At 34.5% G+C, this 14,835-nt stretch carries 13 protein-coding genes; 4 read left to right on the forward strand and 9 right to left on the reverse strand.

Annotated features, from left to right (window positions below):
• Positions 1–169: 169 nt before the first annotated feature.
• The 9 genes from PLR68_00525 to PLR68_00565 all read right to left on the reverse strand — a co-directional run bounded on the left by PLR68_00525 (position 170) and on the right by PLR68_00565 (position 9,571).
• Positions 170–745, reverse strand: a complete 576-nt coding sequence (locus PLR68_00525) for a hypothetical protein (protein HOW60227.1) — start codon at positions 743–745, stop codon at positions 170–172.
• Positions 746–749: 4 nt separating this feature from the next.
• Positions 750–2,246, reverse strand: a complete 1,497-nt coding sequence (locus tag PLR68_00530; protein HOW60228.1) for an RtcB family protein — start codon at positions 2,244–2,246, stop codon at positions 750–752.
• 3 nt (positions 2,247–2,249) lie between these two features.
• A complete protein-coding gene (locus PLR68_00535; GenBank protein HOW60229.1) occupies positions 2,250–3,365 on the reverse strand; it encodes a glycosyltransferase family 4 protein in 1,116 nt (371 codons plus the stop codon).
• Between the two features lie 252 nt (positions 3,366–3,617).
• Positions 3,618–3,980 carry a hypothetical protein gene (locus tag PLR68_00540; GenBank protein HOW60230.1) on the reverse strand — a complete coding sequence of 121 codons (363 nt, stop codon included), beginning with the start codon at positions 3,978–3,980 and terminating at the stop codon, positions 3,618–3,620.
• A gap of 6 nt (positions 3,981–3,986) precedes the next feature.
• Positions 3,987–5,891 carry a DUF1616 domain-containing protein gene (locus tag PLR68_00545; GenBank protein HOW60231.1) on the reverse strand — a complete coding sequence of 635 codons (1,905 nt, stop codon included), beginning with the start codon at positions 5,889–5,891 and terminating at the stop codon, positions 3,987–3,989.
• A 45-nt stretch (positions 5,892–5,936) separates the two neighbouring features.
• Positions 5,937–7,016, reverse strand: a complete 1,080-nt coding sequence (locus PLR68_00550; protein HOW60232.1) for a glycosyltransferase family 4 protein — start codon at positions 7,014–7,016, stop codon at positions 5,937–5,939.
• A gap of 79 nt (positions 7,017–7,095) precedes the next feature.
• The gene (locus PLR68_00555; GenBank protein ID HOW60233.1) at positions 7,096–8,049 is read right to left on the reverse strand and encodes a glycosyltransferase family 2 protein; all 954 of its coding nucleotides are present in this window, start codon (positions 8,047–8,049) and stop codon (positions 7,096–7,098) included.
• On the reverse strand, positions 8,049–8,279 hold the full coding sequence (locus PLR68_00560; protein HOW60234.1) for a hypothetical protein: 231 nt from the start codon (positions 8,277–8,279) through the stop codon (positions 8,049–8,051). Before PLR68_00560 ends, PLR68_00555 begins: the two co-directional genes overlap by 1 nt.
• A gap of 11 nt (positions 8,280–8,290) precedes the next feature.
• A complete protein-coding gene (locus tag PLR68_00565) occupies positions 8,291–9,571 on the reverse strand; it encodes a nucleotide sugar dehydrogenase (GenBank protein HOW60235.1) in 1,281 nt (426 codons plus the stop codon).
• A 101-nt stretch (positions 9,572–9,672) separates the two neighbouring features.
• Here PLR68_00565 and PLR68_00570 point away from each other — a divergent pair, with 101 nt between their 5' ends.
• The 4 genes from PLR68_00570 to PLR68_00585 are packed head-to-tail and all read left to right on the forward strand — an operon-like array spanning position 9,673 to position 14,828.
• The gene (locus PLR68_00570) at positions 9,673–10,842 is read left to right on the forward strand and encodes a glycosyltransferase family 1 protein (GenBank protein HOW60236.1); all 1,170 of its coding nucleotides are present in this window, start codon (positions 9,673–9,675) and stop codon (positions 10,840–10,842) included.
• Positions 10,843–10,883: 41 nt separating this feature from the next.
• Positions 10,884–12,422, forward strand: a complete 1,539-nt coding sequence (locus PLR68_00575; protein HOW60237.1) for an O-antigen ligase family protein — start codon at positions 10,884–10,886, stop codon at positions 12,420–12,422.
• Position 12,423: 1 nt separating this feature from the next.
• Positions 12,424–13,563: a glycosyltransferase family 1 protein gene (locus tag PLR68_00580; GenBank protein HOW60238.1), complete on the forward strand. Its 1,140-nt coding sequence runs from the start codon at positions 12,424–12,426 to the stop codon at positions 13,561–13,563.
• A 41-nt stretch (positions 13,564–13,604) separates the two neighbouring features.
• A complete protein-coding gene (locus tag PLR68_00585) occupies positions 13,605–14,828 on the forward strand; it encodes an LCP family protein (protein ID HOW60239.1) in 1,224 nt (407 codons plus the stop codon).
• Positions 14,829–14,835 lie beyond the last annotated feature (7 nt).

Genomic DNA, 14,835 nt, shown 5'->3' on the forward strand with positions numbered 1-14,835 from the left:
AAAACCACTTGATTTATTCAATGTTTGTTTTTATTTTTTTTATTTTTTTTGTAGTTTTTTTTATATATTTAGTTTATTTAAATGCAGGCTGCAAGAAATAAAAAGAAATAAACTCTATAAAGATTAAAGCATTTTTAGATTATCACGTCTGAAGGTGCTTTTTTTGTTTTTAAAGTATGCTTTTTATTTCCTCAAAAATTTCTTCTTTATTCCTATTGCCATCAATAATTTTTAAAATCCAGATTGTTGCGGCATTATTGTACAATCCTTTTTTATTTTTTAAATAATCAATGCCTTGGTCGGGCTTTCTTTCTCTTTGCATGATTATTTCCGGATCGGACTGCAGATAGATGCCCAAATCAGGTTTGATTATGAATTTTTCGCAGGGTATTTTTTTATCATTTCCAGAAAGATATTTTATGTTTATCACGCTGTCATAAAAATATCTATCACTGACAATATAATCAAAACCTTCTTTTTCTAATTTTTTAATTAATTTTTTGAAACGAAATATATCAATCATCAAAAATATCCGGCGCAGAATTATCTGAAAAAAATTCGCTCTAACTATACTTTGTTGTTCAGCTGAGATTTCATCTCTATTTTTTAATTTATTGGCCAATCCGAATTGAATTGCATGGAAATAGAAAACCTTTTTGCCTTGCGATTCAAGGTAATTTTTCAGCAGTTCTATTTGGGTTGATTTTCCGCTGCCATCCAGGCCGGAAATCGTGATTAATTTCATATTTTTAATACATTAACACCGCCATGGGTTCCATTTTAGCCACAACCTCAACGATTCCATTATCTTCCATTCCTCTGATAACTTCCTCTACATCTTTATAATACGAACCATCCTGCAGGACAACCCCGTCAGACTTTGCATTGTAAAGGCGTACATTGTTTTGTTGCATTTTTCTGAAAAGCTCCTCCTTATTTTTAGCAGCGTCTTCTTTGAAAACTTTGCGTCTTCCGGTTCCGTGCGGTGCGGAGAAAAAAGTTGATTCATTTCGGTTTGTTCCTACGGCAATATAGGCCGATCCGCTCATAGAGGATGGAATAAAAACAGGCTCGCCCGTCTCAGAAAAAATAGGATGATCCTGCATGCGCTTTGGTCCATTAGCTCTGACACTGCCATTGCGGTGAACCCAGACGTCTTTCCCGAAATGATTTTCTCTTTCAATAGAAATATGAGTTGTATCATAAAGCAGATCAAGATCAATTTTTTTGCCGAAAATATTTTCCAAAGCTTGATCAAGATGGTGGGTTATGACCATTCTATTGGCGAAACCGAAATTAGCTGCTGCCCGATGGGCATTAAAAAACATTTTTCCTTCTAAGCTCGCGTCTTCATACCCGAAAAATTCATTTTTGTTTTTATAACTCTCGATTTTTTTGGAAAGATTTTGATATAATTTTCTCATCTGGCTGCCAAAAAAGGTCGTGCCCATTTTTAAAACGATGCGTTGGCTCAGGTGTTCTTTTATTTTCGGGGTGTACATATATGATGCGTATTGTCCGAGAAGTCCGCTGCCAGTATGAATCAAGAAGACATATTGACCTTTATTTAATCCAAATTTCCTTGCGATTTCCTTATTTTTAATTTCAGATATCTTCATTAGATCCAAAAAATGGTTTCCGGCTGCACCCAGAATTCCCAGACGATAACTCCCGATTTTTATGAAAAGTTCGGGAATAGCATCCAATATGTCACGATTAGAGACTTCTTCATTGCGGAAAAAATTTCCCCTGGAAAAAGTATTTTCAATTTCGTTTTTAGTCCGGATTTTAAAATGGTCAGTCAAAACTTCTGCACCTGATTTGCAAATTTTAAAAGCCAGATCATAGGGGATAGGAGTGCCTATATATTTCTTAGTCGGAATCTTTTTGACTAATTCCTGGAAAAGTTTGTCGATTATTTCTGGAGTTATGTTTTCATCAGTCAAGTCTGTTTTAACAAGCCGCATGCCACAATTAGGAGCCGTATCATTTATTTGAGGAAGAAAAAAATTTTCAGTTGCAATTACGCTGCCAGTAGGAACTTTGCGTCCTTTTTTTGAATGTACATCGCTCATTTCGGCTATATGGTGGAAAAGTCTTTCATCTTTAGCTATGTTTTCAATTTGCTCAAGAGTTTCATCGTTTGGCAATAAATCTTCCGAAACATGTAAAATTGCCGGAAGTTTCATTTCTTCAGTTATCAATTCTTGTTTATTTTCAGATATCTTTTTTAAATTGTATGCCATATGCTATAACTTATTGTAAATATTTTTATATTGCTGTGCTATTTTTTTGATATCAAAGTTTTCTTCCACATATTGGCGTGCATTTTTGCCGATCTGATAGCATTTTTCGCGATGGTCATATAAATCCAGAATTTTTAGTTTTAGTTCAGACAAATTCCCTTTTTCAATTTTAACAGAATTTCCTTCCTTTGCGAATTCTTCCAAGATGGGAATGTTGGAAATTATAACCGGTTTTTCACAGGCCATAGCTTCAATAACAGCCAAAGGCACATCAAATTTTCCTTTCATGTCCTGAACCGGAAAAATACTGATGTCGCAGAGATTATAAATATCAGACATTTCATATGTTCCGTCATCGTGGAAAATAACTCTGTCAAGCAGATTGTTTCTTTTAAAAATTTCAATAACCCACTTTTTCTTTTCAATGTCTTCGCAATTTTTTATCCTGACAGCCAATGATAATTTGGAATTGGGAATTAGTTTAGAAATTTCAATAAAACTTAAAGCTACGTCATCTATAGCTCCCAATCTTGAATATTCACCGGTAAAATTAATTATGAAATCTAAATCAGATAAACCGTATTTTTTCATATGTTCAGGATTTTTTTCTTTTTTGCGGTAGAGATCCAAATCGATTCCAGGATAGATTCTTTCAATATTTTTAAAACCCAAAGAAGCCAATTTGTTTTTAGCATAATCGGAGTAAGTAATTATAAGATTTCCAAAAATCATTTTTTTTATTTCTTCATCGGAATATAGATCTTCGCGCAAAGTAGCAATGGTCTGGATAGTGCGGAATTTTTTATTTCCGCATCCTAGAATTTTTTTTATCAGAAATGAATTCAGTCGTGTAGGTGTAAACAAAAAATGTAATATGTCGAATTTGCTTTTTAAAAATTTCAAACCGAAAAGTAATCTTATTTTCTGCAAAAAAGAGAAATTACTCGAAGTGTAAACAGGTTTCTGCTCTACGTTATCTGATAATTCAGAAATATGGCTTTTAGTCAAAAGTCCGATTGTAAAATTAGAAATGTTTTTGGCTAGAAAAAAAGCGAAATTTTTTGAAGCTTCATCCCAAGGGGGAGTAATAGGGCGAGTGATCAATAGTATCTTTTTCATAATTGATTTTAAGGCTTTATTTAGAGGTTAATTAGGAAACTTGTTTACAAAAATAATTTTTTATGCTATTTTGTAAGTAGTAAATATTTTTTTCATTAACAACAGCAAAAGGAGGGATTCAGAGAAAATCTCTGGTTCCAAGACTGAAACTGAAGGCGCTTAACAATTTGGATTTATTTTTCGATAATTCGAATCTTTTACTTGAAATCTTCTTGTAAAAAATAAATCCAAATAAGGCGCCTTTTTTCTTTGTCAAAAATGCTTATAAATTTCTTTTTTATTATTATTAACATCTGAAACCACGATAGTTATTTTTCTATTGGAAAGATCAATATCATCATTCGGCACTGTGATGGTTTTTTTATCTCCCAGTGAAACGGAGGAATCTCCTTCAGTAACTACTATTTTATCCAGCAATATTTGCCAGTGAAAAATTTTGTTTTGGGAATTATTCTCTATTATAAAATCCAATGAATTGTCTTTAGGACTTGAAAAATAAAGCATCCAGATATTTTTATTGCTCATATCTCCCTGGATTGTTTCGAAAGCTGACAAGAAAATAAAACTTGCCAGTAGCATACCCATAATTGATATTGGAATAAGTTTGCTGTTCATATTTTTTTAATTATCTTTTCTATAATAAATTCCCACCTCATCCGATGAATAAACTTGCCAGAAATTATCCAGCTTATTAAATTGGCCGCTGTCAATTTTTGGATTAATCATGGTGAAATTGGTTTTTGTTCCAATAAAACACTTGTTAGCTTCAGGACTGCTTGGTGCAGATATCATTAAATTAGTGCATTGTTCCCGGGATGGAGAATCTTCATATCTTTTAAAATAACCTCTTGAAAGAGGATAATTATATCCACGCATGAAAAAAAGTTTTATCCATGTGTCACCTGAAAGATAATTGTGATCTTTAAGTATAATATCATCAGAACCAGAATGTTCAGCAAGATATTGAGCAGCAGCATAGGTTTGCAAGGCTTTGTTAGCACTGTTATCCGTATTTAAAGAATTTGCATTGTCATTAAAGCCATCTGCCGAAACAAACATCATAAAAGCAAAAAAAGTTATTAAGATAAAAACGGGACCAATATAGTTTTTGTTTGTATTTTCATTTTTATTCCTAAATAATATGAAAATATGTACAAGCATGCATGCAGCTATTATGGCTATAGGAAAGACTACGTAACTTGCAATTCTATTTGAAGGGATGTCCACAAAAAGCCAATCAGGCCTGAGTGACATAAGCGCAAGGGCTGCAATCCATCCAATCATGAAAGCTTGTCTGTATTTTCCTATTTTACGCACAAAAAATAGCATTATGATTCCTGCGACAGCAAAGGCAAATCGAGCCTCTCCAGCAGTAGTTTTTAGCTGACCTAAGGTTAGCCCCGTCCGTGTTGACTTACTTGGTGTTCCAACAGCGGTATCTATAGCTTCCTGGTTAAAGTAGCTCGGAGTGTAAACAAAAAAAGTGAAAATTATTCCTGCAGCTATGACTGTCAATACGCTCGGAGAAATTATTAATCTTAATAATCTGCGTGCTTCCGAGAATACTGTTCTAAAATTGAGTGCAGCGAATGAAATAAGACTGAAGAAAGCGATAAAAATAAATACAAAAGTGCTGAGATGATGCGTATAGGCTAATCCGAAGCTGAAAAATAAAGCCCATGCAAGCAATGATGATTTTTTTTCTGAAAAAGCCCGCACATAAAAATAGATAGCTAGTGGAATAAAAAGATTGCCAATAATGTTTCCTATGACTCCTCCGCTGACAAATTTGGCCTGAGGCGTTGCGAATGCGTATAGGGGTCCGATAAGGAATAGGGTAGTTATTGCTATAGTGTCTCCATACCTATGTTCTGCTTTTTTAAAAATTTCACGGGTCAGAATGAATATTGCCAATAGTGATATTATTTGGATTAAAAAAAGAACTAAGCCAGGGAAGGCAGAAATAAATTCTGCTCCAGAAATAATTGAGATTGCGGCAAAAATAAGATGTTCACCGATTATAAAATCGGCTATCGGTTGAGGCTCTCCGATGGTAAAGTCTTGCCCAATATCGGCCTTTTCATATTGTGGAAGATCACCAGTAATTGCAATTTGTTTGCTCCAATACATGTGATGTCCGAGATCTGTAGTAGTTGGAAATATAGTATCCTTGAAGTATATTGTCCTTATAAAAATTGTTAAAAAAACAATCAATAAAATCATAGCAGCCGACTTAATTGGAAACCTGTCATGAGATATGCCTTGTTTATTTCCAATAATTTCATTTTTTCTTTTTTTTCTGAAAAGATAAATCGCAAGGCACGCTAAGCTGAAAAAAAGGATCATACCAAGGATAGAAGCACTGGTAATAGGCAGGGGAGATTTTCCAATAAGAATTATAATCAAATCTGTAATTATAATGCTTGAGCCGAATGAAACCACAAAAGTTTCAATAGGAGACATTTTTTTATTAAGAAATGTTGCGAGGACCAAAAAATATCCAGGAATAAATAATACTATTCCCATCGAAACATATAATAAAATTTGTGAGTATATAAATGAAGACATAATTTATTTTTTTATCACTGTTTCTATTTCTTTAAAATATAAATTTGAAACATATTCCCAGCTGTAGTTTTGAACCACATATTCGCGCACTTTTTCACCGTAAATTTCCCGTGGGCTGCCTTGGTTGAAAAGTTCATTTATTTTTTGTACGAACATGTCTGCATTAGCAGATTCTGTCAGGAATCCATTTTTTCCGTCTTTAATAGCATCTCTAAGACCTTCAATTTCTGAAGCTAAAACAGGAAGTCTGCAGGCGCCAGCCTCAACAACAGATATTCCAAAACCTTCCATATCTCCAGGAACCTTTATATTCGGCTGTATAAAAAGGTCAGCAGTATTCAGAAGAATGTTCCTTTTTTCGTCTGAAACATACCCCAATACTATTACGTGGTTTTCTAAATTAGTATTCTTTATCGCATCCTCTATATTTTCCTTGTCGGGTCCATTGCCGGCAACAACATATAAAAATTCTTCTCCGAGTTTCGGAATTACATTGGAAATAAACCAAGCCACTCCTTTTCTTTTAGCCAATCTTCCTGAAGTCAAAAGGATTTTTTTACCAGCAATTGGCTGTCCGATAATTTTTTCTAAAGCACCTTTAGTGGCTGAAACTAAATTTTTTTCAGTGTCTACGCCATTTGGAATGAAAATAATTTTTTCTTCCGGGATTCCTTTTTCTTTGGCAACTTTCGCGGTTTCATTTCCAACGGCAATAATTTTGTCTATTTTTTTCAGAAAAATCCCAATCCATAATTTTTGATAAAAGAAATTTTTGAAAGTTAGATCAAGCCCGTGGGCGACTGCAATCACAGGTTTCTTATTGCCGAAAAGTTTTAGTCTCCAAGCGACATTAGAAAGCAGGCAGCTGCCCAAAACAATCGCATCATATTTTCGAGCTGATAAAACAGCGCGGATAGTAGCATACACTAAAAAAAACGGAATAAGCCATCTTTTTTTATTAGCTATAATTTTCACTTCAGCTTGCTTGGAAAGCCAGGATGAAAGCTCGTAATTATGCGTTTCAACTCCGCCGACAATAGGCGGAAAAGTGTGGGAAATAAACAAAATTTTCAATTTATCCATAAAAACATTGTACCTTAAAACAACTTTTTTTTCAAGAAAAAAACCGCCAAATGAAAGGCGGTTTTAATTTAAGAATAGTTCATTTCTTATATTTTTCCTTTTTTAGCTGATACATAATCTCTTCTTCTATCCGGCGATTAGATTTAATCATATCAGCTATGAGGGCAAAAATAGTCAGCTGGATTCCCAGGAAAATACTTATAGATGAAAAGATAATGTAATTCCTATAAGGTGTTATCTTAAAATCCTGGAAATAATTGACGGCAAAAAATATTATGCCAATAAGGCCAAGAAAAATAAAAAATAATCCAGGCCAGCCAAAAAATTTGAGCGGTCGGACATCACGGATAGCTTTTAAAATTATCTTGGCTGAATTCCCGACAAACTTCCAGATAGATTTTGTAATTTTTGCTTTCCTGTCGTCGAAGTAAGTAACGCTAATTGGCACCCAAACTAATTTGAGATCTTTTCCGATCGCATCAATGATCGTTTCCTGTGTATAGGTGAAATGAGTATTGACCAGATTGAGCCTGAGCATAGTTTCACGATTGTGAGCCCTGAATCCGCAAGTCAGGTCATTAGTTTTGTGCCCCAGGAAAAAACCGATTATACCGGCAGCAAACTTATTCAAAGTCTTTCTAATCCAAGGAATATTTTCAGCCTTTGTCTCTCCAAACCTGTTGCCAATGACCATGTCTGCTCGTCCTTCAAGAATAGGCTCTAATAGTTTAGGAATTTCATTGGCATCAAATTGCCCGTCCGCATCTATATTCACCATAATGTCTGCGCCGTTTTCCAGTGAATTTTCAATAGCCCTTTTGAATGAATAAGCCAGGCGTCTGTTAGGCTTATAAGAAACTATTAAATCAGCTCCGGCTTCCCGGGCTTTTTCAGCAGTTTTATCAATTGATCCATCATCAATTACCTGGATGAGAACTTCATCAATTCCCTGAAATCCACGCGGAATTTTATGGATAGTTTCGGCTATTTTTTCTTCCTCATTATAAGCCGGGATATTTACTATAAGTCTCATTATTTTTTCTTAATTATTAATTTAGGATCAAGGCAATTAAGATTACATTCAGCATTTTTAGTTCCTTGCTCTACCAATTCTTTCGAACATTCCTCAAGCCTTTTTTGGCAATCCGCCTTGCTTTCATTGAAATAATGGGTGTTAAATTTATATCCGAAATAATTGAGAATAAAGATTCCGACAACAACAATTCCTGCCATCCAAATTATTGATTTTAATAAATGAAACATAAAAATTTAAATTAGTGTCCTATTCCTTTGTATATTATACCATGTTTTGCGATCTCTTCTTTATTAAGACAATTCATTCCGTCAATAATGACTTTGATTTCGTTCTTTTTGAAAGTTTCTGGATTGATTTCAAGAAATTCCTTATGATTTGTTGCCAGGATAAGTGCGTCTGACTTTTCCAATAGTTCGTCAAGAGATTTTACCGTTGAATGCTTTTCGGTATGGGGATCAAAAATTAAAACATCTGCTTTGTGTATTTTTAGGAATTTTATAATCTTTAAGGCTGGTGATTCGCGGAGATCAGCAATATTAGCTTTGTATGAAATACCCATAAGCCCAATCTTTGTCCCATTAAGAGGCATTCTAATTTGGTTAAGAGCATCCTGCAGAAGTTCTACAGTATATTCCGGCATGGAATTATTGACTTTGCGGGCTGTTTTCAAAAATTCATGATCAAATCCGGATGCTTTAGCGCGTTCAATCAAGTAATATGGATCAACCGGAATGCAATGTCCTCCAATCCCTCGGCTTGGCCAATGAGGCATAAAAGCAAAAGGCTTAGTGGAGGCGCCTTTGATGACATCAACAACATCAATGCCAAGTACATCGAAAGACTTTGCCAGTTCATTTACGAAAGCAATATTTATGTCACGGAAAGAATTTTCAACAATCTTTGTTGCTTCGGCTTCGCGGATAGATTTCATTGGCATTATTTCGGCATCAATAACATCACTATAAAAATCTACTGCAGCACCCAATCCTTTTTTAGTGAAAGAACCGACGACGCGGGGAATGTTGGTTACATTCCATTTAGGATCTCCAGGATTAATTCTTTCAGGGCAATGGGCGAGTTCATAATCTTTGCCGATTTCATATCCAGCTTCATCAAACATAGGCTTAATGACTTCTTCACACACGCCAGGGTTAATCGTAGATTCAATGACGATAAGCTGTCCTTTTTTAAGATTTTTTACAATGGCATGAGTAGCGTCTTTAACTGGAGTCAAATCAGGATAATAATTTTCATCAACCGGAGTCGGAACGCACATAATAACAACATCTGCTTTTTGTATTACAGACGGATCATTTGTTGCTTCTACCTTTATATTGGGAAGATTTTTTTCCAGAAAATCCTCTTTTATAGGACTTTTGCCTGCATTAATAAGATTATTTTTTTCGATGTCATTTTCAAGCCCATATACTGTATATCCTTTCAGGGCACATTGAACAGCTAAAGGAAGACCTACATAACCTAAACCTATAATACAAACTGACTGGGATTTTTTTTCCATGAATGATTTTCTTAACAAATTACATCTTACATATTAAAACATCTGCATTAATTATACAAGATGTTTTTCATTTTTCTTTTTTTACTATATAATTAAATCATATGAAAATAGGAATTAATGCGTCATTTTTACGCAAACAAAATACAGGCATAGGCCAGGTAACTGCTAATTTTGTCAAAAAAGTGGCAGAATGTCAAACATTAAAAGACAGAAACCAAAAGTTTGAATACTTTTTATATCTTGAAGAAAAATTGCAAAAAAACATAAAATTACCGGAAAATTTCCATGAAAGAGTTTTTCTTCCGCCATATAAAAGAGACGACATTATACGCTCAATATGGTGGCAAAAATTTATTCTTCCAAAAAAAGCTGCAGAAGACGGATGCAATGTCTTCCTGAGCTTATATCAATGCGCTACAATTATGCCTAAAAACATAAGGCATATTATGGTTGTGCATGACATATTGTTAGAATTTTTTCCCCAATATATTAATAATTTACGTAAAAAATATTTTTGGTATCTTAGCAAACAAGCAATCAAGAAAGCTGACAAAATAATTTCCGTTTCTCATCGTACAGAAAAAGATCTCATCCAACACCTTGAAATCAATCCGAAAAAAATATCTGTTTCCCATGTTGATGTTGATGAGATTTATAAAAGAAACGTTTCGCAATTCGAAAGTCAGCACATTCTCAATAAATACAATCTAGAGGCAGGATATATATATAATGGTGGAGGAATGGAAATCCGTAAAAACACCGAGAATGTTTTAAAAGCCTATAAATTACTTTGGGATAAATACGGACAAAATGGTTGGCTGCCAAAACTTGTTATATCTGGAAAATTAATGCCTGAATTGGCTCCGCTTGTGACAGACGCAAAGAAACTTGTCAAAGAATTGAATTTAGAAAATCGCGTGATACTTCTGGATTATGTTCCTCAGGAGGATTTGCCTGCTATTTATAATAATGCTGTCTTGTTTGTCTACCCGTCTCTCTATGAAGGTTTCGGACTTCCTATACTTGAAGCTATGAATCAGGGAATCCCTGTTATTACTTCAAAAGTTTCCTCGTTGCCTGAAATTGGAAGCGATTCTGTTTTGTATTGTGATCCCAAGAAAGCCGAAGATATAGCGATGGTAATAAAAAACGTCTTGAATAATAATCATCTAAAAGCGGCACTTTCAATGAAAGGCAGGGAACGTGCAAATCACTTTTCTTTCGAAAATTTTTTAGAGAAATTTTTTAACATAATAAAAAATTTGAAGTGATAAATTTTATAGAAAATTTTGCCAGTAAATTTCAAGACAAAATGACAAAAAAATATCTTTTTTTTGCTTGTTTAGTAATAATAATTTTTTTAATCTGGTTTTCTAATATTGGTCTTTTGCCTTTTTCAAATACAATTGACTTCCTGTTTTTTGCCTTTTTGGGTCTTCTTTTTGCCGTCTATCGCCCTGGTTGGGCATTTGTTTTCCTTATTGGATCAATAGGAATGGAAAATGTGAATGTTGCTTCGCAGAATTTCGGTTTATTTGTCAGGCCATATCAGATACTCGGAGGATTGATAGCTGTTGCTTTGGGTGTCAGATTTGTAATGAAAAAAATAAATTTTTATTTTCCGAAATTTGGATGGCATGATGCGTTGCCAATCATTTTTGTTTCTGGAGGTTTTTTGAGTATTCTTTTGGCGCAAAATAAATTAGTGGGGTTTAAACAGTCAGTTGTTGCATTATCTTTTGTAGTTCTTTACTTCTTGGCAAGAATTTACATTCAATCTCTTGATGATCTTAAACGCATAGCCCCTTTTTTTATTGGCGGAGGATTGCTTGTTGCTCTTTATGCGATTTTGCAGAATATTATTTTCATTCAGGGAGGAGATTCTCATGAAATAATGCCTGGCAGGCCGAATGGTACTTTCGCAGAACCTGACTGGCTGGGAATATTTTTGGTATTTTTGACAGCAGCCATTTTTTCTTTAATTTATTATTTTGAAAAAAATAAAAATAAGTTGCTAATTGTAATTTGCTGGATAATTATCACTTTTACTTTCATAGCTTTAATGCTAACCGTTTCCCGCAGTTCCTGGCTGGGTACTTTACTGGTTACGATATTTTTCCTGAAAATAATGCTTACAGGAGGGTTATTGAAAGTGTCCGAATGGGATTGGAAAAAATTTACGCGTGCATTAATAAATGTTATAGCGGTATTAATTATAAGTATTGGTGTTATTTATATTTTCAATCTCTCACGTTTCCAAATTTGGAATCGTGCGGCGAGTACAGGAGGTTTGCAAAAAATAACTGTTGCTTGCATAGCACAAAATTCAAGTGTCCCTGAAAAAATTGCCAATATTAATGAATTAGAAAAATATGGATGCAGGCACATAAATTTGGAAGATATTAGAAAAGAAAAGGATTTAGGAAAAGAAATAAGAGAAATTTACAGGCCGGATCCGAATGTAAATATCCGTGCCGGAATTTACAGAAAATCAATTGAACAAATCAAACAGCATCCGATTTTGGGAATCGGGTGGGGGAATATCAGTGAAGTCTTAGGCACGGATGAACGCGGTGCAGGCCTCAACGCCAGCAATATATTCCTGGAAATTTGGCTGGGGGCAGGATTGATCGGAATAGTTTCATTTTTGTTTTTATTGGGGTATATTTTTATCAAAGGTGCGATAATATTCTTGGATAAAAAAAACGAAGACAAAACTATTGCAGTTTTCCTTCTTCTCGGTTGGGCGGCAGTTGTAGTTCCGAATATTTTCAACTCAGGAATATTCCTCGGATTTTTATGGGTATATCTAGCGATAGCTGTTTCCTTAACTGAAAATAAACAGGAATAATATGCGAATAGGCATCGATATAAGGCTGATAGGCAAAAAAAGGACCGGTGATGAAACGGTAATTTTTAATTTGGTGAAAAATCTGGCTTTGATTGATGAAAGTAATGAATATTTTTTATTTACAGATACGAAAGAAGAAAAAAATATATCGGAAATAAAAAAAGATTTAGGAATTGCAAATAAAAATAATTTTAAAACTGTTTCATTATCAGCAGGGAACAAATTTATTTGGAATGCCTGGGTTTTGCCAAGATATTTAAAAAATAATCCGGTGGACGTCTATCATACGCAATATATTACTCCTTGGTTCGTTCCCAGGGAAATAAAAATTATAACTACAATCCATGATATTTCTTTTAATTTTTTCCCGCAATTCATAAAATTTTCCGATCTGTTTTTTTTAAAAACGCTTATTCCTATAAGTCTAAAAAGAGCCGACAAAATTATTGCCGTGTCGCAATTTACCAGAGAAGAAATAATAAAATTTTACAAAATAGCTCCAGGTAAAGTTGATTATGTCTATAATTCCATCAGTGATGAATTTTTAGATGGCGATATTCCTGAAGAAAAACTAAGAGAGGTCAAGAATAAATATGCTTTGCCTGAAAAATTCATTTTATACATCGGGACATTACAACCTAGAAAAAACATTCCGCAACTAATCGAAGCTTTTGCGCGTATTAAGGATAGGCTGGGAGAGTTTAAGTTAGTAATATGCGGCAATAAACAAGGCCATAATTATGACAGGAGAATAGAAAATTCAATAGAAACAAATGGCCTGAAAAATGAAGTTATTTTTCCTGGATTTATTGAGGAAAAAGACAAAAAATCCGTTTATAAATTGGCTCATCTTTTTGTCTTTCCGTCACTTTATGAAGGATTTGGAATCCCAGTTCTCGAGTCTATGAGCCAAAAAGTACCAGTGGCTGCTTCAGATATACCTAGCTTAAGGGAAATTGCCGGAGATGGCGCTGAATATTTTAATGCAAGCTCCCTTGATAATTTTTCTCAGGTAATGTATAGTATTTGTGTTAATGAAAGACTCAGAAAAGAGGTGATGCAGTCGGGCGCTGAAAGGATCAACTTTTTTTCTTGGAAAAAGTCTGCTGAAAAATTACTTGCAATATATAAGAATTTATAGCATAATTGAGCAGAAATTAATAAGTTAAATAAATCATAATTATGATAGACGAAAATGCAGATTATAAAGAGAATTCGGATAATTCTCTAAAGAAAAAAAAGAAGAGGTGGCTAGCGCCGCTTTTAATTGTTATTGCAGTGTTTGTTTTTGTAGGTGGCTTTTTTGCTTGGAAAACAGGATTTACTTTCAGCAAAATTTCGACTAAGGGCAGTGGAGGATTTTTTGACAGCCTAGCACATGCTATTCCTGGGGTTAAAGATACATTGAAGGGCGAAGAAGAAGATCGCATAAACATTGCTCTCTTGGGCATGCGTGGTGAAAACGATTCTTCTGGTGGTACTCTAGCTGATACGATCATAGTTGCCAGTATTGAGCCAAAGGCAAATAGAATTGCGCTAGTATCGGTCCCAAGAGATTTGTGGGTAAAAAATCCCGGAACACAGAGTTACAGCAAAATAAATGCTGTGCATGCTTATGGGGAAGAAGATGGAAAAGGGCAGGGACTTTCTCAAATGGAAAAGGTTTTGGAAGAGGTTTTGGGTTCGCAGATACACTATGCTGTAAAAATTGATTTCAAAGGTTTTGTTGATTTGGTTGATGCTATCGGTGGGGTAGAAATTACATTAGATAAGCCTTTTGAGGAAGGCGTACAGTTTAACAAGCCACATGTATGTGATTCTTATTTTACTGTTCCAACGGGAGAATATGAAAATAAAACAGTAACATATTTCAGTGAATCATCGCGTACTTACAAAAAGAGAATAGTTGCAAGCTATCCTTTATGTACGGCGCCATCCAGCACATTGGAATGCGGAGGAAATTTTAAATTACCTGCTGGCACTCAAACTTTGAATGCTAAACAAACCTTATGTTTTGTACGTTCACGTGAAACATCAAGTGATTTCGAAAGAGCCAAACGGCAGCAGATAATTATTAAAGAAATTCAGAAAAAAGTGACAAGCATTGGCACGCTAAGTGATTTTAGCAAAGTAAATGCCATTCTTGATGCGCTTGGAAATAATGTAAAAACAGACATGCAGGCCTGGGAAATGAAAAGGTTATATGATTTGTATAAAACGATGCAGAGCCCTCAAATAGCTCAGCGGGTTCTTGAGAATTCCCAAGAAGGGTTGCTATATGTTCCAGCTGAAACACCTGAGAGAGGTTATACTTTGCAACCGATAGGGGATAATTATGATCGTATTCATGAAATGTTTAAAAATATCTTCACTCTTCCTGAGCAGTCGGATATAAAACCAAAATAAGTCTAAA

The organism is Candidatus Moraniibacteriota bacterium (assembly GCA_035390125.1).
Classification (GTDB): Bacteria; Patescibacteriota; Minisyncoccia; order Moranbacterales; family GWC2-37-73; genus DAOOTD01.